The following is a 21880-nucleotide window of genomic DNA, read 5'->3' on the forward strand; positions in this document are numbered from 1 at the left end:
TTATGCAAACACCCGATTTTCGCATATCCTATATGCGTAAATAAAAAATACTAGAGTGGGGTATATGAATTTAATCATGACATCTAGTAGACGCCAGAAGCGAACAGATCCGGGTCCGACCACATCAGGATATGCATCAACATTTGATATAGGTCATTTCCGACCAGCACAATTCCGCTTAAAATCTCATTCTAAGAATTCGTCCGCACGCCCTCCCCGCCTCCATCAATGAAGCATGACGCTTGCATATATCACAGTCATGCGAAGTAAACAGTTGTCGCTGTCAAAGATCGTCCGCGAAAATGCGAAGGCGAGCATAACAACGCAGGGGAGTTTTGCGTCAGCCCTATCAATATAGAAAGTCTAGATTCACCATGAACCTGAATTTCTTCGGCTGGCGTTGGCTCAAGACACGCCTCACCTTATTTACCTTACTGATTTTTTTAATCAGTATCTGGGTACTGGAAATTTTTGCCAGCCATATGCTGCGTCAGGATATGCAAGCGCTGCTGGGTCAGCAGCAATTTTCTACTGTCTCCGTAATCGCCGACGAAATTAATCGTGAACTCGATGGCCGCATCAAGGCATTGGAATTTATCGCCAGCGGCGTAACGCCAGCCATGCTCAGCGATACTGCCGCGTTACAAAAATCGATAGAAGAACGTGTCATCTTGCAGCGTATGTTCAACGCAGGCGTACTTATTGTGCGTGCCGATGGCAGCACGCTGGCAGAGATTCCGCTCACAGCAGCACGGATAGGCCGCAATGATACCGAGATCGACAGCATCGCCAGCGTCTTCAAGCTGGCCAAACCAATTATCGGGCGCCCCGTCGTAGACCGGATACTCGCGGCTCCGGTATTTAGCATCGCAGCTCCCATACTCAATGCGCAAGGCAGCGTGATTGCTGCCATCGTCGGCGTGACCAATCTAAGCAAAACCAATTTCCTCGATCAGATTTCGGAAAACCGCTACGGTAAGACCGGTGGTTTTTTGCTGATCGCTCCGCAATACCAGCTGTTTGTCACTGCCACAGAAAAAAACCGCATCCTGCAGCCTGTGCCAGCGCCCGGTATCAATCTGATGCACGATAAATACATGCAGGGTTATCAGGGCTACGGCATTGCCTACGATTCGCGTGGGACGGAAGAATTAACTGCGGCCAAACAGATACCGCTGGCAGGCTGGTTCATCGTCAGCAACCTGCCTGCCAAAGAGGCCTTCGCGCCGATACGCAGCATGCAGCAAAGGATGCTGCTGGCGACCTTGATCTTGACTTTGCTGGCCGGCAGCCTGATCTGGTGGCTGGTCTCGAAGGTCATCAAAGCACAGCTATCCCCGGTGCTAAGCGCCGCCAAGACCCTGGCAGCATTGTCGGAGCGGCAGCAGCCACCACACCCACTTTCGATAGAAAGAGAGGACGAGATTGGTGAACTGATAGGCAGCTTCAACCGGCTCTTGGAATCGTCTGCGGCGCGCGAAATTTTACTGCAGCAGATACTTGATGCCTCCAGTGTGGCGATCTTCGTGATCGACCGCGAAGGCCGTATCACCAAGGCCAACCAGCGTATGGCTGAGATGTTCGGCAGAGCGGTCGCTGATCTGGAAGGAGAAAAATATTTGTCTCTGGTGCATCCGTCTAATCGAGCAATAGTAGAAAAAAAGTTCAGCGAATTATTCGCCAGCGACATTAGCTCGATAGACCTGGACCGGCTCTACTGGCGCGCCGATCAGAGCTCCTTCTGGGGTCGCCTGATCGGACGGCGTAGCTCTGGCAAACAAGATGCGACGATGGTGGGCGTGATTGCCGACATCAGTACGCGTAAGCAAAGCGAGCTATACGAGCGTTTTCGCAACCAGATTTTGGAATCCCTGGCCGGCAGCGACACGCTCACGATTATTCTCGAAGGCATCGTTCTTGGTGTTGAACAAATCAATCAGGACATGTTGTGCAGCATCTTGCTGCTGGATAAAAAAAACCAGCAACTGCACACTGCCGCAGCACCGAGTCTGCCAGATTTTTATAATCAGGCGCTCAATGGACTGACAATTGGCCAGGGCGTAGGCTGTTGCGGCACAGCTGCTTACACGGGCCAGCGCGTGATCGTCCAAGACATCGCGACTCACCCTGACTGGATTCATTATAGAGAGCTAGCGGCCAGGGCAAACTTGGGGGCCTGCTGGTCGCAGCCGATTTTAGCTTCCTCTGGCGAGGTGCTGGGAAGCTTTGCAATCTATCATCACGAGGCGCATGCCCCGAGCGAATTTGACTTAGCGCTGATAGAACAATCGGCGCGCCTTGCCAGCCTGGCGATAGAGCGCAAACAGGCAGAGGAAAAACTGCAACTGGCCGCCAGCGTGTTCACCCATGCGCGTGAAGGCATCATGATTACCAGTGTGGACGGCAGCATCATCGACGTCAACGATGCCTTTAGCGAAATCACCGGTTATAGCCGTGCCGAAGTGCAAGGGGAAAATCCGCGCTTGCTCAGCTCGGGTCGCCAGTCCAAGGAGTTTTACCGCACTATGTGGGCCAACTTAAACGCGCATGGGCACTGTTATGGCGAAGTCTGGAACCGCCGCAAAAACGGCGAAGTGTATGCCGAGATGCAAACTATCAGCGCGGTGCGCGATGCGCAAGGCAATACTACGCAATACGTTGCCCTATTTTCCGACATTACCGCCTTTAAGGAGCAGCAAAACAGGCTAGAGCATATCGCCCATTACGACGCCCTGACCAATCTTCCCAACCGGGTACTGCTGGCGGATCGTCTGCGTCAGGGCATGACACAGGCACAAAGACGCAATGACTTGCTGGCCGTGGTGTTTGTCGATCTAGATGGATTTAAAGCAATTAATGACGGTCACGGACATACCGCTGGCGACCAGTTACTGGTCAGCATCGCGGCGCGCATGAAACACGCGCTAAGGGACGGCGATACGCTGGCGCGGCTGGGGGGCGATGAGTTTGTCGCGGTCTTGGTCGATTTGCCAGATGCCGCAGCGAGCGCCGCTATACTTAGCCGTTTGCTGGCGGCCGCCGCCCAGCCCGTTAACTTTGGCGACGCTGTGCTACAAGTTTCTGCCAGTATCGGTGTCACTCTGTATCCGCAAGCGACCGAGGTCGATGCCGACCAGCTAATGCGCCAGGCCGACCAGGCCATGTATCAGGCCAAGCTATCTGGCAAGAATCGCTATCATTTATTTGACGCTGCGCAGGACAGCCAACTACGCGATCATCATGAGCGACTCGAACGTATTCAGTCGGCCCTGACAGAAAATCAATTCGTGCTGTATTACCAGCCCAAAGTAAATATGCGTAGTGCTGCGGTGATCGGTGCCGAAGCCCTGATCCGCTGGCAACATCCGCAATTGGGCCTGTTGGCTCCCGCTGAATTTTTGCCGACAATAGAAGTTCATCCGCTCGCCATTCGGGTCGGCGAATGGGTGATAGAGACGGCCCTGTGTCAGATAGAATTGTGGCAGGCCCAGGGTCTGGCAATACCGGTCAGCGTTAACATCGGGGCCTATCAATTACAACAAACTAACTTCGTGGCGCGCTTGCGCGCGATCTTGGCGGCGCATCCGCAGGTAAGTCCATCCTCACTCAAAATAGAAGTATTGGAGACTAGCGCGCTGGAAGACGTGAGCGGCGTTTCTCAGGTGATCCAAGCGTGCCGTGCGATGGGCGTGATGTTTGCACTGGATGACTTCGGTACCGGCTACTCTTCTCTCACTTATCTAAAAAATCTGCCAGTAAGCGAATTAAAAATAGACCAAAGTTTTGTGCGCGACATGCTCGACGATCCGGATGATCTGGCGATACTAGAAGGTGTCATTGGACTAGCCAGCGCATTTCGCCGTGAAGTGATTGCCGAAGGCGTTGAGACGGTAGAACACGGTGCCATGTTGCTGCAACTGGGCTGCGATCTGGCGCAAGGCTACGGCATCGCCCGCCCTATGCCAGCCGCGCAATTTCCGGCTTGGGCGGCCAACTGGCAGCCAGACGCCAGCTGGAATAATCTACCGGCACTGAGTCGCGAAGACCTACCGCTAATGTTTGCGCGGGTCGAGCACACTGCGTGGATCAGACAACTGGGACTCTACCTCAAGGGTGAGCAGGATAAAGCGCCCGAGCCAGATCATAGACATTGTCATTTTGGACGATGGCTGGCCGCTGATGGCAAAGCTAGACATGGCAAGCAAGCGCACTATTTGCTACTCGATACCGTACACAAGCAAATCCACAAATTGGGTGCAGAATTATGTAAGCTGCACCAGGACGGCAATACGCAGCAAGCTCTGGCTAGACTGGATGAGCTCCATGCACTGCGCGACAGTTTGCTCAAACAACTGCAAAACCTGATACACGACAACGATTAGTGCTCATCAGCCTGCAGCAAACGCAGACCAATGGTAACTGGCTGAGTTCGCGCGCGATCCAGGCGGAACGCCCTGAAACACTGAAATATTGAAACCTACGATACCTGAAGAAAACTGCAAGCTCTCTGCCAAAATTTCTTCTTCTGCATATACTCCCGTCAATTTTAATAAAAATACCCAATTTGCGCATATCCCGTATGCGCAATTTATAAATACTAGGGTGGAGTATATAAATTAGCCACAGCGTAGGAAAAACATTTCCTAGATTTTTTGCAAGTTAAGCAAGCAATTTATTAGCGAAAAGACTAGAATTAATTCTCAGCTTCCACTGTAAAATTATCTCAACCTGCCGTACTCACCCGGGCTTTCATCATGTTGCCAGCTATTCTTGTGCGCCGTCGTCGGTTCTCTTTAATGCTCTTGATGGCGGCGCTACCGCTACCGGTGCGCGCCGCTACCACCAAGAGTGCGACTAGTGCGCCCGCCTTGCTGTTGGCACAGAATTACTCAGCACAGTTTGACCCCAGCCTGTATTTGCTCAGTGAAAAACTCGACGGGGTGCGCGCCTATTGGGATGGCAGTAATTTGCGTTTTCGCAGCGGTCGGCTGATCTATGCGCCGGCCTGGTTCACCGCTGCCTTACCGACGCAGGCTTTAGACGGCGAATTGTGGATGGGCCGCCAGACTTTTGAGCGACTCTCGGCCGCCGTGCGCAGACAGCAGCCACGCGATGAGGAGTGGCGTGCAATTAGCTATCAACTGTATGAATTACCTGAGGGCACGGGCGACTTCCGTCAGCGTCTGGCCAGCTTGCAGGTGCTGGTGACGCAGGCCGCGCAGCCCTGGCTACAGATGGTCGTGCAAGAAGCAGTGCAAGACCATGCAGCGCTACAGGCGCGCTTAACGCAAATCGTACAAGCCGGTGGCGAGGGGTTGATGTTGCATCGTGCCGATGCGCCCTGGCAGAGCGGGCGTAGCGCAGTCTTACTCAAACTGAAACCACAATTCGATGCCGAAGCCATCGTGCTCGCGCATGAGGCTGGCAAGGGAAAATATCAGGGCATGCTCGGTGCCTTGCTGGTACAGACAGAAAATGGCCAGCGCTTGCGCTTAGGAACCGGCTTCTCGGATGCGCAGCGGCGCGATCCACCAGCAATAGGCAGTACCATCAGCTACCGTTATCGTGATTTCAGCGCCAGCGGCCTGCCAAAATTTGCCAGCTATTTGCGCTTGCAGCAGCCAGAATAAGTTCAAAAAAATTGCATCCTATGCCTTTAGATTCTGCATTCACTGGTTTTCAACAGCAGTTGTCAAAGCTGGCGCAGCCGCAAAAAGCGCCAGCGATGGCGGCGTATATGCAGCATCATTTTGCGTTTTTAGGGATTGCAGCACCAGCCCGACGCCAGGCTTGCAAGCCACTCATCAAAGAGCTTAAAGGCTGTACGGCAGCACAACTATTGTCGCTGGCAGAGCAACTCTGGGCGCTGCCAGAACGCGAATATCAGTATCTGGCCATCGACCTATTGGCGCAGCATTACCAGCAACTTAGCATGCAAGATATCCCGCAGATGTTGCAGCTGGTACTGAATAAATCCTGGTGGGATAGCGTCGATGCCCTATCCAGTGTCATCGGCGATGTCTTATTTGCGCAGCGCGGTATGCAAATGAGTGCACAAACCGACTGTCAAAGCTGCATGGACGCAGCCCTGCAGCATCCGAATTTTTGGCTCAGGCGGGTGGCTTTACTGCATCAGTTGGGCTGGCGCGAGGCTACCGATGTGGCACGGCTGTTTGGGTATGCCAAGTCTCTTGCGTCCGAAAAAGAATTTTTTATTCGCAAAGCAATAGGCTGGGCGCTACGCGATTATGCCAGGCACAACCCTGAGGCGGTGCGCTCATTTTTAGAGGCAGAACGCGCGCATTTATCCGGTCTGAGTTATCGCGAAGCCAGCAAACATTTACCCAACATGGGGATCAGCACACGTCCCAGACTGAATGTCTGCTCAGCATAGTCGCGGCTATTTCAGCCCAGTAAAACACACTTGCAGCATGTGGCGTACGATGTCATCAGGCTTCATTTTGCTAAATCTTTGCAGATACTCCACCGCAGGATCACAAGTTCGCGCGTAATAGCTATACAAGATCACATCGCTAGGCAGATCAGGATTGAGGTCGCCCGCCTTTTGCGCTTGCTGTACCAGTTTCTCTAACTGAGAGTTGAGCTTGATGACTTTGCCTACATACTTCAAGTTACGCATCAGCATTTCGCGCACATGCGCACTGGTAGCGGGTAAAAATGGCAAGCCGCCCTCCAGCCGCACCCGCAGCGCCCATTCCAGTAAAGCCGACAGTTTCTGCTGCGCACTCAAACTAGCAGGCAACTGCTCTAGTTGCAGCATCGCCGCATCGAGCAAGCGCAACATCGTGCTACCAACCAAATCTTCCTTGGATTTGAAGTGTTTATACAGACTAGGCTTGGAGATGCCGATCAAATTGGCAACGTCGTCCATGGTCATCAAATCAAAACCCTTAGTCGCCAAAATGCCGGTAGTGGCATCCAGAATAGAATCTTCGCGCAATTTAAACGCCTGATCTTTGAAACTTAATTTGCCAAATATACTCATTAGTAATTATTGCTACTAATCAGTAGCATTTATTTTAGAACGGTATTAATATTAGCAGCAAAGTAGAACCCACTCAATCAAAACACGCCAAATACCTCTTACCAAGACCGTTGTGGCGATGAATAAGCAGAGCAAACAATGACAAATCAAGCACAGCGTCAGCGCATCGCAGTAATTGGCTCAGGGATTTCCGGGCTAGCCAGCGCTTACTTTCTCAATCAGAAGCATGAAGTGGTCTTGTTTGAAGCCGGCGCTTATCTGGGTGGGCACACCAATACGGTTGATATCCAATTAGAAGGTAAATCAGAAGCAGTCGATACCGGCTTTTTGGTCTTCAATGATCACACCTACCCCAATCTGATCAAACTTTTGGAAGAGCTCAAGGTTGCCAGTTACCCGTCTGATATGTCTTTCGGCGTCTCGCTGGAAGATGGAAAACTGGAATGGGCAGGCACCAATCTCGATACCGTGTTTGCGCAGCGCAGTAATCTGCTCTCTCCGTCCTTTTATAGGATGCTGCGCGACATCTTGAAATTTAATGCCGCCGCAGAACAGAATTTAGAGCGCTGCCTGATCAGTGAAGTCACTTTGGGTGAACTTTTACTGGCCGATCATTACAGCACAGAATTTCGCAATGCCTATTTATTACCGATGGCGGCCGCTATTTGGTCCAGTTCGCCTGAAGATATTTTAGATTTCCCGGCCAGCACCTTCCTGCAATTTTGCATCAACCATGCCTTGCTACAAGTAAATAATCGCCCCAAGTGGCGCACGGTGTCTGGTGGTGCCCGCGAATACGTACGCAAAATTGCCGCCGTTTTGCCCGATGTCAGACTGTATACCCCGGTGTTGTCGGTACGTAGAAATGCAGCAGGAGTGGAGCTGATCACTAGCCATGCCAGCGAGCAGTTTGATGCCGTGGTTTTCGCCACGCATGCGCCCGACACTTTGCGCCTGCTAAAAGACGCCAGCAGTGCCGAGCAAGAACTACTCTCGGCGATACGCTACCAGGCAAATACCGCTGTTTTGCACACCGACGTCAACTTACTGCCCAAGAGAAAAAAGGTGTGGTCGGCCTGGAACTACCTGGGCGCGGCACCATCGAACAATAGTGCCCAGCAGTTGCTAGCACAAAGCCGACCTGTATGCGTCAGCTATCTATTGAATCAGCTGCAAAATCTCAGCATCAAGCAGCCTGTGGTGGTGACACTCAATCCTTTTTGTGCGCCAGCTAGTAACAGTATTTTGGCCAAATTTGAGTACCAACATCCGATATTTTACAGCGCGGCAATCCGTGCTCAGCGCCGCTTGCCTGAGATACAAGGAAAAAACAAAATCTGGTTTGCCGGTGCCTGGACTGGTTATGGTTTTCATGAAGACGGCTTGAAATCGGCATTAAGGGTGGCGCGCGATTTTGCAGTGGCACCGGATTGGGCAAGTCTTTAATATGCACTCCCAATCTAACCTCCTCGTCGCACAGGTGATGCACCAACGTTTACGTCCGGTGTTGCACCGATTTACCTACCCGGTATTTTTTGTACGCATCAATCTGGCACACACGCACTTACTCAACAGTGTCATTTTCGGGATCAATCGCTGGCGTCCGCTCTCACTGTTTTTTAAAGATTACGGGCCCCGTGACGGCTCCAATCTTTTGTTATGGGTACAAGATTTGCTCCGTAGCCAGGACGTTGAGCTCGATGGACATGTATTTCTACAGACTTTTCCACGCATCTTTGGCTACGCGTTTAATCCCATCAATCTCTGGTATTGCCACAATCGTCAAGGCGAATTGGTCGCGGTACTGGCGGAGGTGAACAACACTTTCGGTGAGCACCATCTGTACATTTTGCGCAACGAAAGTGGAAATGCGATTAATCAGGACAGCACGCTTTTCAGCACAAAAATGATGCATGTATCGCCTTTTTGTGAAGTCAAGGGCAGCTATCGCTTTAGCTTCGCTGACAGCGCGGAAAAATGCCAGGTCAATATTGATTATGACAATACCGAAGGGGTACTGATCAATACCGCAATTAGCGCGCGCAAGCAGGCGCTAAGCCCCACCAATTTATTCCTGGCCCTGCTGCGCCAGCCCTTACTCAGCTTGGGAGTGGTCTGGCGTATCCACTGGCAAGCCTTATTGCTTTGGCGAAAACGGGTGCCGTTTTTCCATCAACCAGCAGCACCTGCATCGAACATGACTGTCAGCCATACGGAACCAAAGGAAAAAATCAAGTGAACAACTCAAGCCCCCAACCGCAACTGACAGTACTGAATGCGATCAAAAGCGCACAAAAAATACCTGCCTCGGCGCGAATTTTTCTAAAAATGCTGAGTAATCTGAAGCAAGGACATCTGTGCCTTATCACGCCCGATGAAAAGCAGCTGCTATTCGGCGACTTTCATCAAGCGCCAAGTGCGGTGTTGCGGATTTATGATTGGCGAGCTTGCCAGCGCATACTGCGCGCCGGTGATATAGGCTTTGCGGAAAGTTACGAAGCCGGTTGGCTAGCTAGCCCCGATTTGGTGGTCTTACTGCGTTTGGCAATTCGCAACGAAAACAGCTTAGAACCGGCGCTGTTCGGCGGCAAACTGAGCACACTTTGGTACCGCATTAAGCACTGGCTACGTCCGAATACCCGCAGTGGCAGTAGCCGCAACATCCACGCCCATTATGACCTTGGCAATGATTTTTACCGTCTATGGTTAGATCCTAGCTGGACTTATTCTAGCGCAATTTTCAACGGCGATTATCAGATCAGCTTACAACAAGCCCAGCATCAAAAATATCAGCGCATTATCGACGTGCTGCAACTCAAGGCGGGTGACCAGGTCTTAGAAATAGGCTGCGGTTGGGGCGGTTTTGCCGAGCACGCAGCCAAGTTGGGCATCGCTGTGCACGGGGTAACAATTTCTCCTTCGCAGCTAGCAATCGCGCAACAGCGCATCGAACAGGCAAAACTGCAAGACTTAGTGCGTTTGGAATTATGTGATTACCGCGACCTGCATGGCAGTTACGATGCCATCGTCTCCATAGAAATGTTTGAAGCAGTCGGTGAAAAATATTGGGCGGGTTATTTTTCTACTGTACATCAACGTTTGAAGATGGGCGGCAAAGCTTTAATCCAAAGCATCACGATACAAGAATCACGTTTTGAGCGCTACCGCAGCGGTACCGATTTCATTCAGCAATATATCTTCCCCGGTGGCATGCTGCCTAGCCCTGAACGTTTCTGCCAGCAAGCACAAAAGCAGGGGCTGCAAGTGAGGCATGAATATGCATTTGGCCGCGATTACGCCGAGACTTTGCGGCGCTGGAACCACGTTTTTAACGAACAGCTCGCCAACATCGAAGCACAAGGCTTCGGCCCGGCGTTTCAACGGATCTGGTACATGTATTTTGCCTATTGCGAAGCCGGTTTCGACGAAGGCAGCACTGATGTCTACCAATTTCTATTGGAAAAAAATGCTTAAGCTCAACATCAGTGCTCGTCTACTGATGCTCAGCATCTTGCTGATAAGTACCATCAGTAGTCAGGCTTTTGCAGTCGAGTGGCGTCAGGATCTGCCGCAAGCTAAGCTCTTAGGTAGCGGAGATTTACGCTGGTTCGGCCTGCACATCTACAATGCAAAACTGTGGTCAGCGGCCAGCAACTTTGATGCTAAATCCCCTTTCGCGTTGGAGCTAACTTACCAGCGCGCGATCAGCCGTGAGCGCTTCGTCGATACTAGCATTGATGAAATCAAGCGTCTGCAAGGGAGCAGTGTCAGCCCTGAACTACTGCAACGCTGGCGCAAGTATATGGAAACGGCGTTCACCGATGTCAAACATGGCGAGCAATTGATCGGTGTCAACCTGCCCAAGATCGGTTGCAAATTTTATAGTCGTGACAAATTACTGGCCGAGATTAATGATCCTCAATTTGCCGATGCTTTTTTTGCCATCTGGTTTGACCCGCGTAGCAAAGACAGCAATTTACGCCAGCAGTTAATTGGGGCCCAGCCATGAAATCACCGACACTGATGGCGCTGGCCTACGGCTTGTTAGGAATGCCATTGGCGATGTCGGCCTTACCGGTATATGTGCAAATTCCGGCCTACTACACCACACAATTGGGCTTGCCACTGGCGAGTACCGGTCTGGTCTTGTTTTTTGCCCGCTTGTTAGACACAGTACAAGACCCATTACTGGGACGCATGATAGACCGCCATCAGCACCACATTGCGCTCTGGCTAGTCGCTGCTGCGGCCTTATTGGCAGCCGCGTTTTTTGGCCTGTGGTTACCTCCGGTTTTTGCCGTCGGCAGTGGCTTGCTGATGTGGCTCGGCCTCATGCTGGTGCTCGCCTACAGCGCCCACAGTTTGCTCAATATTGCCTATCTTTCGTGGGGTGCCAGACTCAGTCAGAGCGGCCATTCTGACACCGGCCAAACCAGCTTACTAGGCGCTGCGGCCTGGCGCGAAGGCCTGAGTCTGACCGGTCTGATACTCGCCAGCCTGATACCGAGTTTCATCCTGCAACAAAAAACCAGTCAAGTGAACCTAGCTCTGAACAATTACGCAATTGGCTTTGCAGTTTTGTTGGCGCTCTCACTTGCCAGTCTATTGCTGTATGCCCCCAAATGGAGAGCGCAAGCAAGCAGCACTAGTCCCAACTTGCGCGTGGTATTGAGTAACCCGCTGTTTCGGCGTCTGTTGCCCATCTATTTCATCAATTCACTGTCGGTTTCTATTCCCGCCACGCTGGCGCTGTTTTTCATCAACGACAGAATTCAAGCCCCCCAATTGAGCGGCTATTTTCTGGCGCTGTATTTCATCACCGGAGCAATCGGCCTACCTTTGTGGATCAAGCTTGCCAAGCGCTACGGCTGCGTCGCGGCATGGAAACTCGGCATGCTGCTGGCCATACTAAGTTTCGTCGGTTGCAGTTTTCTCTCCAGTGGCGACGTTGGCGCTTATTTCCTGATTTGTGCGGCGGCTGGCCTGGCATTAGGCGCGGATCTGGCATTGCCGCCAGTATTACTGGCTGAAATCATTCCAGCCGAACAGCCCGCTGCCAGTTATTACGGCTTCTGGACACTGCTGGGAAAACTAGCGCTGGCCATCTCTGGCTTAGGCCTGCCGCTATTGGCTCTCCTTCAATATCAACCCGGCCAGGCTAGCCATAGTGCCAGTCTGGTTTTGCTGTACGCCGCTGTACCTTGCGTCTTAAAACTGATCGCGCTCCGCTTACTCCACCGGTATCCATCATGAAAACATTTTTCCGCACTTGCTACATCCTCTTTATCAGCGTTCTGCTCAGCTCATGCGCCATGAATGACGTGAATCACTACAAAGACCAGAAACCAAATTTCGATCTGGAAAAATACTTTATTGGCACCAGCGATGCCTGGGGCATGTTTCAACAACGAGACGGCAGCGTGGTAAAACGTTTTAAAGTCACGATAGAGGGCAAAAAAATCAATGAGCAGTTGGTGCTTGATGAAAAATTTGAGTACGACGATGGCAGCAGCCAACAAAGAATCTGGCGCCTGAGCAAACAGACTGACGGCACTTGGCAAGGCCGTGCGGATGACGTCAAGGGTATCGCGCTCGGCCAGATTGCAGGCAATGCGCTGCATTGGCAATACACATTATTGCTTCCGGTATCGGGTAGCATCTATGAAATGCAGATGGACGATTGGATGTATTTGATGGATCAAGATACCTTAATCAATCGCACCAGCATGCGCAAATTTGGCGTCGAACTCGGACAAGTCACTTTATTTTTCCGCAGGAGACAAGGATGAGCAAAATCGACGACAGCAGCTGGTGCCCCACCCTGCTAACACCATTGAACACTCGTATCAATGAATGGCAAGGAAAACGTATCTGGCTGATCGGCGCCTCTAGCGGTATCGGTGCGGCCTTGGCCGCCGCCTTCCTGCATCTGGGTGCCCAAGTCGTATTATCTGCCAGGCGCGCACCGCAACTTGAGCGTATCGCCGCCCCCCACACCAATGCCTTGATACTGCCGTTTGACGTGCAGGATGAACAGGCCTGGGCTAGCTCACACCAACAAATTCAGAACCGCTTGGGCGGACTAGATCTGATCATGTTCTGCGCCGCCAAATATCAACCGGAACGTAGTTGGGATGTGCGTGGCAGCGATGCCGCCGACACCTTACAAATCAATCTGCAAAGCGTGTATCAAGGCTTAGCCAACATCTTGCCTGACATGATGCAGCAAGGTAGCGGCGGCATCGCCATCATCGCCAGTGTGGCAGGGTATGTGGGTCTTCCCAATGCCAGTGTGTATGGCCCGAGCAAAGCGGCCTTGATTAATTTGTCTGAGTTACTGTATCTTGATCTGCATCCTAAAAATATCAATGTTTATCTGGTCAATCCTGGCTTCGTCAAAACCGAATTAACCGCAAAAAACACGTTTTTTATGCCAGCACTACAGAGCCCGGAACAAGCTGCCATTGCCATCATCAAAGGCATGCAACAGGGTCAGTTTGAAATTCACTTTCCGCGTCGCTTTACCCGTCTCCTTAAATTTTTGCAAATACTGCCCTACCGCTGGCGTTTTGCATTATTCGATCGCGTATTTAATCAACCAGGACAGGCATGAGCCCTTTAGAAAAAATCATAGCGTGGTATTCCACGCTCAGCCCAGCAAACCTACCCGAGATTCACGCGCTATACGCGGCGCTTGCCACATTCAAAGATCCGTTTAACGAGGTCACCGGCGTGGCGGCGATACAGCAGATTTTTCTGCACATGTTTGCCACTACCGAAAACCCCAGATTTGTCGTGGTTGACGCATTTGAGCAAGGTCAGCAAGCTTTTTTGAGCTGGCAGTTTCTGTTTGGATTAAACGGAAAAACCTACACCGTGAATGGTGGCACCCATCTGCGCTTGAACCAACTGGGGCAGATTATCGAGCACCGCGATTACTGGGATCCGGCGGAAGAATTGTGGCAAAAACTCCCACTGATCGGTGCCCCGGTACGTTGGTTGCGCAAAAAATTTAGCGCAACTAAATAATTGGAGACATGGCTTTAAACGAAAACCTAGCCTAGCTAAGGCTATCGTGCAAAGAGCAAGCCAGCACTTTGGCACCAAAAAAATCGGCCTGCAAATGGAAGGCTTTCAGAATGCGCTGACGTCCGGCCTCATCTTCCGGCAGGGCCAACTGAACTTGCAAATACTGTCCGGAATTCTGAACTGCGGATGGCGTAAGTATGGCCGCTGGCGGCGGCGTGAGGCTGGCCGCAATGGGGCCAGCCATCGCCCGCATTTCTTGTAAAATTTCGGCCTCAGTGACACGGACGCAATCGTGCGGGCCCGGCCATTTTTTGCTATTCCCCGCCATCACCAACATGCCGCCGGTGATCTCAAATTCGCTCTCAGAAATACGCTCATAATGAAACGCCTCCCACCCGGCGACTGCATGGCGGCGTTGCGCGATGGCAGCCATGGCGTCGGCGGCCAAGCCGCCATTGGCCAGCATACCGACCGGTAACATCTCGGCCAGGCTGTCGGGGATGGCGTTTGGCTTACTAGTGCTGTTGTCGTTCATAGAAATTCTTGTCTAGATGGCTGAATAAGTCTGGATTCGTTGCAGGTGCACAGCATACAGCATGCGCCACATAAACCAGATAGCCGACAGAATTGGCTATTCTTCCATTTTAAAAAAGCACCCTTGCCAGCGCGCATATTCCATGCGCCACACAGGCCGGCATGGCTGCAAACCCGCATGGAATATGCGCGCTGGGGCAGGCACTGGAGAATTGATGCTTGCGCGCATAAAAAAAAGCACCTACAAGAGGTGCTTATAAAAGCTAGCCCTGCGCTCTGAGCAGGGCTAGCGGATACCAGCTATGGTAAAAATTTTCGCTTACGTTTTTTTAAGAATGATAAGCAGATTCGCCGTGGCTAGTGATGTCCAGACCTTCACGCTCTTCATCTTCGGGAACGCGCAGACCAACCACCAGATCAACCAGTTTGAAGGCAACGATAGAGACCACCGCCGACCACAAGATGGTAGTACCGATTGCTGTTGCTTGTACCGTAACTTGATCGATGATGGAGTAAGGATCAGCCGACATTTTGTTGGTCACGTAATCCATGATCCCTTGACCACCCAATTTTGGCGACGCAAATACGCCAGTCAACAAGGCACCTAAAATACCACCGACGCCATGCACACCGAACACATCCAGAGAATCATCGGCGCCGAGTAAGCGCTTCAAACCATTCACACCCCACAGGCATACGATACCAGCCAGCAAACCGATTACCAAGGCGCCCATAGGGCCAACAAAACCGCAGGCTGGAGTGATCGCTACCAGGCCAGCAACCGCACCGGAAGCACCACCTAACATGGATGGCTTACCTTTCGACATCCACTCGCCAAACACCCAGGAAACAGTGGCAGCGGCAGTAGCCAACAAAGTATTGATGAAAGCCAAACCTGCGATATCACCTGCTTCGAGCGCCGAACCAGCATTGAAACCGAACCAGCCCACCCACAACAGGGACGCGCCTATCATGGTCATCGTCAAGGAGTGAGGTGCCATCGCTTCTTTACCGTAGCCAACACGTTTGCCGATCAGGAAAGCACCAACCAAACCTGCTACCGCCGCATTGATATGAACCACCGTACCGCCGGCGAAATCGAGAGCACCTTTTTGGAACAAGAAGCCTGCTTTGGCTGTTTCAGTAGCCAGCGTTGCGGCATCTTTGATCGCATCCGGACCAGTCCAGAACCAGACCATATGGGCAATTGGTAAATAACTGAAAGTGAACCACAAGACCACAAACAACAAGACTGCTGTGAACTTTGCGCGTTCGGCAAAAGCACCAATGATCAGACCGCAAGTAATCGCTGCAAACGTTGCCTGGAAGGCGACGTAGACAAACTCAGGAATCACCACACCTTTGCTGAAAGTGGCAGCGGTAGAGAAACTGGCTTTGGCCGGATCCCAGATACCGTTTAAAAATAGACGGTCAAACGAGCCTATGAATTTACCACCTTCGGTGAAGGCCAGGGAATAACCATATACACACCACAATACAATGATCACAGCAAAAATCATGAACACTTGCATCAGGATAGACAGCATGTTTTTGGAGCGTACCAGTCCACCGTAGAACAAAGCCAGACCCGGTATCGTCATTAAGATGACCAACAAGGTCGAAACCATCATCCAGGCCGTATCGCCTTTATTTGGCACTGCTGCCGGAGTCGCCGTTACCGATGCTGCGCTGGCTTCAACTGTGGCTGCAGGTGCTGCGACTGGCGCTGCAGCGGGTGCGGCTTCTGCCGTAGCTGAGGCTGGTGCCGTGACTGCAGATGTTACTGCGCTGGTGACTGCTGCCGAAGCGGCAGCGGCCTCATCGGCCGCCATTGCGGAAGAAAATACACTAGCAGACAGCATCAAAGTGCTGGCAGCAAGTAGGTGTGCAAATAGTTTTTTCATGAATGTCCCCTGTGGCCGATTAGAGCGCGTCGTTGCCGGTTTCGCCGGTACGGATACGCACTACTTGTTCTAGTGAGTAGACGAAAATTTTACCGTCACCAATTTTGCCTGTGCGGGCAGCTGTTTCTATCGCCTCTATCGCTCTGTCTACGATGGTATCGTCGACCGCTGCTTCGATTTTTGTTTTAGGCAAAAAATCGACGACGTATTCGGCACCACGATACAACTCGGTATGTCCTTTTTGACGGCCGAAACCTTTTACTTCGGTAACGGTGATGCCCTGTACGCCGATCGCCGAAAGTGCTTCACGCACTTCATCGAGCTTAAAGGGTTTGATGATTGCAGTAATTAGTTTCATGGTGAGCTCGACTATTTAGAATGTTTTAACTGCAGACAAAACAACGGCGGTTTTGCCTGTGAATTTACTGTCTGGAGCTGGAGTGACATACAATTTTTCGTTGGCGTTGGTACCGATGACGGCCAAGCCAAAATTCACGCCGAAAAATTCTTTATTCACGCCGACTTTCCAGTCGTCATAGGCTACCGCACCATTGTTATTCACAGATTGGTGACCATAATGCAAGCCCAGGGTATAACCAGGAGCGACTTCAAAATTCGCGCCCAGATCGAGGTAGCCACTATTTTTGCTGTTATCAAAGCCAAACAGATTCGTCACCGCTTGAGAATATTTGATATACCCAGGTCCGTAACCAATTTGGCCGTAGATCTCGGTGGTATTGGCATCAACCGCTAAACCATTCGATGGGTAAATATACGAGAGCACACCGACATCGTAAGAAACACCAGGGACGATTTCACCTTTTTTACCGCCGTACACATCCCATTCAAGATTCCCACTACCGCCGGCATCTTTGATCCATTTAATGCTAGACAACCAGGTCCCTGCATAAAAACCGCTAGGGTTATGCGTGTAATCGGCACCACCTTGCAAGGCTGGGTCCAAACGGGATTGTGAGATACCGCGATAGCGGTAATCACTGACGGCGCCAATATTGAAACTGAGTTCATTGTCTGGCTTAGCATCTTCTGCATACGCCAGACTGCCAGTGAAAGTTGCTGCAACTGCGACACAGAGTAGTAGTTTTTTCATTGCGTTCCCTCTTTTGGTTGTTTAACAAATTGAAAGATTTTCTTGCTTTTGATTTTGTATAAGCAGAAGTCGTGCCAAGTATTAAGATGACGCAAAAAATAGGGAAAGACGTTTTCACGTTTCATAGTGTAGCGAGTGCCACAATGTGGATAAAAGACGCTATGCTTGGAACGCTATGCGCTATGATAGTCATAAAACTTTCGCAAGATAATAGTAAAATATCATTTAACACATCGACGCGCATTCGTGTCCGCACCAAGTTAAGGCGGAGCAAATGACATGCTGCAAATAGTCCGCACCAAAATTGTGCGAAAAGCGTACAAGAACCACTTTATTAGGAATACTATGGATAAGCAAAATTTCTTTTCTGATATGCAAGCTAAAATCAATCAAGCTTTGGAAAACTCTCCGGCAAAAGACATAGAAAAAAATGTCAAAGCCATGATGAGCCAAGGCTTTGCCAAGCTCGATTTAGTCACGCGCGAAGAATTTGATATACAAGCACAGGTATTGGCCAAGACCCGTGCCAAGCTAGAAGAGCTGGAAGCGCGCGTGGCGCAACTAGAAACCAAATAAACTAGCAACGCGCCAGGCCATGGCACTCGCCGTACTCAAGAGCCGCGCCCTGAGCGGCATGGACGCGCCTGAAGTCACGGTGGAAGTCCATTTGGCCAATGGCTTACCCAGTTTTACCATCGTTGGCTTACCCGAAACCGAAGTCAAGGAATCAAAAGACCGGGTGCGGGCGGCTTTGCAAAATGCCCGCTTCGATTTTCCGGCTCAGCGCATCACAGTTAATCTGGCGCCAGCCGACTTACCGAAAGAATCGGGACGCTTTGATTTACCGATCGCGCTAGGGATACTGGCTGCATCCGGGCAAATCCCCGCTGACTGTTTAGATCAATACGAATTCGCCGGCGAGTTATCTTTATCAGGCGAATTACGTCCCGTACGCGGTGCACTGGCAATGACTTTTGCGATCTGCAAAGGTGCAGAAAATACTGGTCAGCAAGCGCGCGCGTTTATTTTACCCAGAGCCAGTGCTGCGGAGGCAGCGCTGGTCGCGGATGCCGTCATTTATCCAGCCGACTCGCTGCTACAAGTTTGCGCTCACTTCGCCGCTAGCGATCCAGACACTAGGCTGAGCCGTCAACAGCTAAGTAAGGTTGCGATACGCCAAAGTTATCCTGATTTTTCTGATGTGAAGGGGCAAGCGCAAGCCAAGCGCGCCCTGGAGGTGGCGGCCGCGGGCGGTCATAGCTTGATTTTGGTCGGCCCCCCGGGCACAGGAAAATCCATGTTGGCAGCGCGTTTCCCTGGAATATTGCCGAGCATGACGGATCAGGAAGCGCTGGAATCGGCGGCGGTGCAATCACTGAGCGGTGGATTTTCTATCGATAAATGGAAGCTCAGACCCTACCGGGCGCCGCACCATACTGCTTCCGGGGTTGCCTTAGTCGGTGGCGGTGGCACGCCACGTCCGGGTGAAATTTCACTGGCGCACCGAGGCGTATTATTTCTCGATGAATTACCCGAGTTCGACCGCAAGGTGTTGGAAGTATTGCGAGAGCCTTTAGAATCTGGTCACATCACTATTTCACGCGCCGCTAAACAAGCCGATTTTCCGGCCAGATTCCAGCTGATTGCCGCCATGAATCCCTGTCCATGCGGTTATCTCGGCCACAGCAATGGTAAATGCCACTGCACACCCGATATGGTGGCGCGCTATCAAAATCGAATTTCTGGCCCTTTGTTAGACCGTATCGACATGCAAATCCATGTCGGCGCACTGCCGCATGCCGATCTACTCAAACAAGCCGATGGCGAACCTAGCAACAGCATACAGCTCCGAGTAGAACTCGCCTTTGAACGTCAATTAGCGCGCCAAGGTAAGGCCAACAACCTGCTCACAACCAAAGACTTAGACCGCTATTGCCAGCCCGACGCCGCAGCCGAACAATTATTGCGTAATGCCATGCTAAAACTAAATTGGTCGGCACGTGCTTATCATCGAGTTTTAAAAGTGGCACGCAGCATTGCCGATTTGGCAGGCATAGAACAAATCAATCAGAGCCATGTCGCAGAAGCGATCCAGTATAGACGCGCCTTATTGGGGCAGTAGAAGCCAAGTAAGTGGTACTAAAGCTAAGTAATCAGCTGGCGCTGGTAAAGCAGATGTGAACACATCAGTGAAATGTAAAATTTTCGCCCAAAATGCACGAAATTATTTCAACGTGTAACCGACTACTATAAATCAAAAACACACCATTTTCATCGATTTACCAAATACCCCACACCCTAAATTGATTTTGTTGTTGCAGATCTGTTGTTATTTGGAATTGTCTTGATTCGCTACGTCAGGCGACTACACTAATCCCATGCACGGTGCATCCTCCATTGGATTACTCACTGTTACTGTGCATCTCTAAGCTACGCTAATAAAACTTAAGTGTTCTGTTTAAGATGAGGGCAAAACCCTTATTAGAGTGTGCAGCCAATTGTTAAAAAGTGTGCAATCGGTTTTTGCATGTTTCCTGAGAGCTACAATACAAAAACTTTTTTTGGAGAAACTATGAAAGTGCAACCTTTACTCGCGATGCTCGCCCTTCCTTTAGCAATATCTTCGGTTTATGCTGAAGATATTAGTAGTGCGCCTACGATTTCGATTAGCGGTTTTGGTACTGCCGCGTATACTTTTAGTGATACCGATGACGCTGAATTTGTGCGTCCGAACCAACTCAATGGCGTCAAGAAAAAACCTAAAGCTGGTCCTGATTCTAACTTCGGGATACAGGCTACCGCCAAATTTAACGACATGTTTTCTGTCACCGGCCAAGGTCTGGTACGTAAAATAGTAGTCGATGAATTCGTCGGTGAAATCGCCTGGGCCTTTGCCAAGGCCAAATTCTCAGATCAGTGGAGCGTGCGTGCTGGGCGCATAGGCCTGCCGGTGTATATGATTTCTGATTACCGCAATGTCGGTTATGCCAACACCATGTTGCGCCCGCCGGTAGAGATGTACAGTCAGGTACCATTAGAAAGTGTTGATGGCCTCGATGTGGTCTACCAGAAGTCGTTTGGCGATACCTCCATTACTGCCCAATTGGCCATCGGGCAAACTTCGGTGAAAAGCAAATCTCAATATACTGTTGATGCTACTAAATTGACCAGTATTCATTTAGTCGCGGAAAATGGACCGTTCACCCTACGTTTTGGCCGCACCGATACCACCTTGAATATTGAAGACTCGGCCTCCGTCAACGCCGTCGTAGGAGGTCTACGTAAATTTGGTGCGAATCCTGCACTGGATGCCGCATTTGGTTTGAACGCCGCCGCCAATAACATCGAAGTAAAAGATACCCACGGCTCATTTACCTCGCTAGGCCTAGGGGTAGATTGGAAGAATTTCATCGTCCAGGCTGAGTACGGCAAACGTGACACGGATAGTCTTTCTGTCGCAGATACCAGTTCCTGGTACACCATGTTTGGTTATCGCATAGGTAAATTTTTACCTTACTTTAACCATGCTTCGGTAAAACAAGATAGTCCTAGAACTGTTGCAAGCCTGCCTACCACTGGTCCTTTACCGTTGCCACCGTTGCAGCAAGCGCAGTTGTTAGGACTTAGTGCCGGCGCAAATGCCTTGACATCACAAGCTCCAATCCAAACTAGCAATAGCATCGGTCTGCGTTGGGACTTCTATAAATCGGCAGCACTTAAGATACAAATTGACAGGTTCTCGCCAGAAGAAGGCCCAGGCAATTTTGTAAATGCCAAGCCGACCTTCAAAGGTCCTGTCAATGTGTATGCAGTCGCTATCGATTTCGTATTTTAAGGAGGCCGAGATGAAAAAAATAACTCAAGCAATTTTATTGGCCATCACCCTCGCAGCCAGCGCACTTCCTGTCATGGCTGAGGTGGTCATTGTGGTGAACCCAAAAAACGGCGCGCCACAAATGACTTCCGAGCAGGCATCTCAATTTTTCCTGGGAAAATCATCGTCCATGACGCCGATAGACCAGTCTGAAGGTTCGGCAATCCGTGCTGAATTTTACAAAAAACTCGCTGACAAAGAAGCATCACAAGTGAAGGCAATCTGGTCTAAACTAGTGTTTACCGGCAAAGGTACATTACCGAAAGAGTATGCTTCTAGCGCCGAGATAAAAAAAGCGATAGCGGCCGATATGAATGCGATTGGGTATATCGAAAAATCCTCAGTGGACGCGAGTGTTAAAGTAGTCGCTACGCTGCCGTAAGATTCGCGCAAAGCAGCCCATAGCACAGAGCGGGAGGGAA

Annotated in this window: 20 protein-coding genes; 15 read left to right on the plus strand and 5 right to left on the minus strand. The window is 50.9% G+C overall.

The window, feature by feature from the left end; all coding sequences use genetic code 11:
- Positions 1 to 374: 374 nt before the first annotated feature.
- The 3 genes from ACO0K8_RS10475 (at position 375) to ACO0K8_RS10485 (ending at position 6394) form a co-directional block, all read left to right on the plus strand.
- Entirely contained in the window at positions 375 to 4382 is a 4008-nt protein-coding gene (locus ACO0K8_RS10475; RefSeq protein WP_422946590.1) for an EAL domain-containing protein, read from the plus strand.
- Positions 4383 to 4754: 372 nt separating this feature from the next.
- Positions 4755 to 5630 carry a DNA ligase gene (locus tag ACO0K8_RS10480; RefSeq protein WP_422946591.1) on the plus strand — a complete coding sequence of 292 codons (876 nt, stop codon included), beginning with the start codon at positions 4755 to 4757 and terminating at the stop codon, positions 5628 to 5630.
- A gap of 20 nt (positions 5631 to 5650) precedes the next feature.
- Positions 5651 to 6394 (plus strand): DNA alkylation repair protein, encoded by a 744-nt coding sequence (locus ACO0K8_RS10485; protein WP_422946592.1) that lies wholly within the window; start codon positions 5651 to 5653, stop codon positions 6392 to 6394.
- Positions 6395 to 6400: 6 nt separating this feature from the next.
- Here the strand turns inward: ACO0K8_RS10485 and ACO0K8_RS10490 are convergent, their stop codons facing one another.
- Positions 6401 to 7006 (minus strand): TetR/AcrR family transcriptional regulator, encoded by a 606-nt coding sequence (locus ACO0K8_RS10490; protein ID WP_422946593.1) that lies wholly within the window; start codon positions 7004 to 7006, stop codon positions 6401 to 6403.
- A 138-nt stretch (positions 7007 to 7144) separates the two neighbouring features.
- On the opposite strand from ACO0K8_RS10490, the gene ACO0K8_RS10495 reads away from it, so the two are divergent.
- From ACO0K8_RS10495 to ACO0K8_RS10530, 8 genes are all read left to right on the plus strand, one after another.
- A complete protein-coding gene (locus ACO0K8_RS10495; protein WP_422946594.1) occupies positions 7145 to 8452 on the plus strand; it encodes an NAD(P)/FAD-dependent oxidoreductase in 1308 nt (435 codons plus the stop codon).
- A 1-nt stretch (position 8453) separates the two neighbouring features.
- Positions 8454 to 9245 carry a DUF1365 domain-containing protein gene (locus ACO0K8_RS10500; protein ID WP_422946595.1) on the plus strand — a complete coding sequence of 264 codons (792 nt, stop codon included), beginning with the start codon at positions 8454 to 8456 and terminating at the stop codon, positions 9243 to 9245.
- Positions 9246 to 9334: 89 nt separating this feature from the next.
- A complete protein-coding gene (locus ACO0K8_RS10505) occupies positions 9335 to 10480 on the plus strand; it encodes a class I SAM-dependent methyltransferase (protein ID WP_422946638.1) in 1146 nt (381 codons plus the stop codon).
- Entirely contained in the window at positions 10446 to 11015 is a 570-nt protein-coding gene (locus ACO0K8_RS10510) for a chalcone isomerase family protein (protein WP_422946596.1), read from the plus strand. Before ACO0K8_RS10505 ends, ACO0K8_RS10510 begins: the two co-directional genes overlap by 35 nt.
- Positions 11012 to 12259, plus strand: coding sequence for an MFS transporter (locus tag ACO0K8_RS10515; RefSeq protein WP_422946597.1), 1248 nt, complete (start codon positions 11012 to 11014; stop codon positions 12257 to 12259). The genes ACO0K8_RS10510 and ACO0K8_RS10515 overlap by 4 nt, the downstream gene beginning before the upstream one ends.
- On the plus strand, positions 12256 to 12795 hold the full coding sequence (locus ACO0K8_RS10520) for a DUF3833 domain-containing protein (protein ID WP_422946598.1): 540 nt from the start codon (positions 12256 to 12258) through the stop codon (positions 12793 to 12795). Before ACO0K8_RS10515 ends, ACO0K8_RS10520 begins: the two co-directional genes overlap by 4 nt.
- Positions 12792 to 13619: an SDR family NAD(P)-dependent oxidoreductase gene (locus tag ACO0K8_RS10525; protein WP_422946599.1), complete on the plus strand. Its 828-nt coding sequence runs from the start codon at positions 12792 to 12794 to the stop codon at positions 13617 to 13619. The genes ACO0K8_RS10520 and ACO0K8_RS10525 overlap by 4 nt, the downstream gene beginning before the upstream one ends.
- Positions 13616 to 14035 carry a nuclear transport factor 2 family protein gene (locus ACO0K8_RS10530; protein ID WP_422946600.1) on the plus strand — a complete coding sequence of 140 codons (420 nt, stop codon included), beginning with the start codon at positions 13616 to 13618 and terminating at the stop codon, positions 14033 to 14035. The genes ACO0K8_RS10525 and ACO0K8_RS10530 overlap by 4 nt, the downstream gene beginning before the upstream one ends.
- A 31-nt stretch (positions 14036 to 14066) precedes the next feature.
- Here the strand turns inward: ACO0K8_RS10530 and ACO0K8_RS10535 are convergent, their stop codons facing one another.
- From ACO0K8_RS10535 to ACO0K8_RS10550, 4 genes are all read right to left on the minus strand, one after another.
- Positions 14067 to 14570, minus strand: a complete 504-nt coding sequence (locus ACO0K8_RS10535; protein WP_422946601.1) for a hypothetical protein — start codon at positions 14568 to 14570, stop codon at positions 14067 to 14069.
- 328 nt (positions 14571 to 14898) lie between these two features.
- A complete protein-coding gene (locus ACO0K8_RS10540; RefSeq protein WP_422946602.1) occupies positions 14899 to 16473 on the minus strand; it encodes an ammonium transporter in 1575 nt (524 codons plus the stop codon).
- Between the two features lie 19 nt (positions 16474 to 16492).
- Entirely contained in the window at positions 16493 to 16831 is a 339-nt protein-coding gene (locus ACO0K8_RS10545) for a P-II family nitrogen regulator (RefSeq protein WP_422946603.1), read from the minus strand.
- 15 nt (positions 16832 to 16846) lie between these two features.
- Entirely contained in the window at positions 16847 to 17584 is a 738-nt protein-coding gene (locus ACO0K8_RS10550; RefSeq protein WP_422946604.1) for a TorF family putative porin, read from the minus strand.
- 345 nt (positions 17585 to 17929) lie between these two features.
- Between ACO0K8_RS10550 and ACO0K8_RS10555 the strand changes: the two genes are divergently transcribed.
- The 4 genes from ACO0K8_RS10555 to ACO0K8_RS10570 all read left to right on the plus strand — a co-directional run bounded on the left by ACO0K8_RS10555 (position 17930) and on the right by ACO0K8_RS10570 (position 21840).
- Positions 17930 to 18160: an accessory factor UbiK family protein gene (locus tag ACO0K8_RS10555; protein ID WP_422946605.1), complete on the plus strand. Its 231-nt coding sequence runs from the start codon at positions 17930 to 17932 to the stop codon at positions 18158 to 18160.
- A 19-nt stretch (positions 18161 to 18179) separates the two neighbouring features.
- Entirely contained in the window at positions 18180 to 19706 is a 1527-nt protein-coding gene (locus ACO0K8_RS10560; protein WP_422946606.1) for a YifB family Mg chelatase-like AAA ATPase, read from the plus strand.
- 450 nt (positions 19707 to 20156) lie between these two features.
- Positions 20157 to 21419: a hypothetical protein gene (locus ACO0K8_RS10565; protein WP_422946607.1), complete on the plus strand. Its 1263-nt coding sequence runs from the start codon at positions 20157 to 20159 to the stop codon at positions 21417 to 21419.
- 10 nt (positions 21420 to 21429) lie between these two features.
- Positions 21430 to 21840, plus strand: a complete 411-nt coding sequence (locus ACO0K8_RS10570) for a hypothetical protein (protein ID WP_422946608.1) — start codon at positions 21430 to 21432, stop codon at positions 21838 to 21840.
- Positions 21841 to 21880 lie beyond the last annotated feature (40 nt).

It is taken from the genome of Undibacterium sp. Ren11W (assembly GCF_049340485.1).
Taxonomy (GTDB): Bacteria; Pseudomonadota; Gammaproteobacteria; order Burkholderiales; family Burkholderiaceae_D; genus Undibacterium.

What these genes read in the sequence shown, in the direction of transcription:
- ACO0K8_RS10475 (WP_422946590.1), top strand. Translation starts at nt 375, where the DNA reads ATGAACCTGAATTTCTTCGGCTGGCGTTGGCTCAAGACACGCCTCACC.
- ACO0K8_RS10480 (WP_422946591.1), top strand. Translation starts at nt 4,755, where the DNA reads ATGTTGCCAGCTATTCTTGTGCGCCGTCGTCGGTTCTCTTTAATGCTC.
- ACO0K8_RS10485 (WP_422946592.1), top strand. Translation starts at nt 5,651, where the DNA reads ATGCCTTTAGATTCTGCATTCACTGGTTTTCAACAGCAGTTGTCAAAG.
- ACO0K8_RS10490 (WP_422946593.1), bottom strand. Translation starts at nt 7,006, where the DNA reads ATGAGTATATTTGGCAAATTAAGTTTCAAAGATCAGGCGTTTAAATTG.
- ACO0K8_RS10495 (WP_422946594.1), top strand. Translation starts at nt 7,145, where the DNA reads ATGACAAATCAAGCACAGCGTCAGCGCATCGCAGTAATTGGCTCAGGG.
- ACO0K8_RS10500 (WP_422946595.1), top strand. Translation starts at nt 8,454, where the DNA reads ATGCACTCCCAATCTAACCTCCTCGTCGCACAGGTGATGCACCAACGT.
- ACO0K8_RS10505 (WP_422946638.1), top strand. Translation starts at nt 9,335, where the DNA reads ATGCTGAGTAATCTGAAGCAAGGACATCTGTGCCTTATCACGCCCGAT.
- ACO0K8_RS10510 (WP_422946596.1), top strand. Translation starts at nt 10,446, where the DNA reads ATGTCTACCAATTTCTATTGGAAAAAAATGCTTAAGCTCAACATCAGT.
- ACO0K8_RS10515 (WP_422946597.1), top strand. Translation starts at nt 11,012, where the DNA reads ATGAAATCACCGACACTGATGGCGCTGGCCTACGGCTTGTTAGGAATG.
- ACO0K8_RS10520 (WP_422946598.1), top strand. Translation starts at nt 12,256, where the DNA reads ATGAAAACATTTTTCCGCACTTGCTACATCCTCTTTATCAGCGTTCTG.
- ACO0K8_RS10525 (WP_422946599.1), top strand. Translation starts at nt 12,792, where the DNA reads ATGAGCAAAATCGACGACAGCAGCTGGTGCCCCACCCTGCTAACACCA.
- ACO0K8_RS10530 (WP_422946600.1), top strand. Translation starts at nt 13,616, where the DNA reads ATGAGCCCTTTAGAAAAAATCATAGCGTGGTATTCCACGCTCAGCCCA.
- ACO0K8_RS10535 (WP_422946601.1), bottom strand. Translation starts at nt 14,570, where the DNA reads ATGAACGACAACAGCACTAGTAAGCCAAACGCCATCCCCGACAGCCTG.
- ACO0K8_RS10540 (WP_422946602.1), bottom strand. Translation starts at nt 16,473, where the DNA reads ATGAAAAAACTATTTGCACACCTACTTGCTGCCAGCACTTTGATGCTG.
- ACO0K8_RS10545 (WP_422946603.1), bottom strand. Translation starts at nt 16,831, where the DNA reads ATGAAACTAATTACTGCAATCATCAAACCCTTTAAGCTCGATGAAGTG.
- ACO0K8_RS10550 (WP_422946604.1), bottom strand. Translation starts at nt 17,584, where the DNA reads ATGAAAAAACTACTACTCTGTGTCGCAGTTGCAGCAACTTTCACTGGC.
- ACO0K8_RS10555 (WP_422946605.1), top strand. Translation starts at nt 17,930, where the DNA reads ATGGATAAGCAAAATTTCTTTTCTGATATGCAAGCTAAAATCAATCAA.
- ACO0K8_RS10560 (WP_422946606.1), top strand. Translation starts at nt 18,180, where the DNA reads ATGGCACTCGCCGTACTCAAGAGCCGCGCCCTGAGCGGCATGGACGCG.
- ACO0K8_RS10565 (WP_422946607.1), top strand. Translation starts at nt 20,157, where the DNA reads ATGAAAGTGCAACCTTTACTCGCGATGCTCGCCCTTCCTTTAGCAATA.
- ACO0K8_RS10570 (WP_422946608.1), top strand. Translation starts at nt 21,430, where the DNA reads ATGAAAAAAATAACTCAAGCAATTTTATTGGCCATCACCCTCGCAGCC.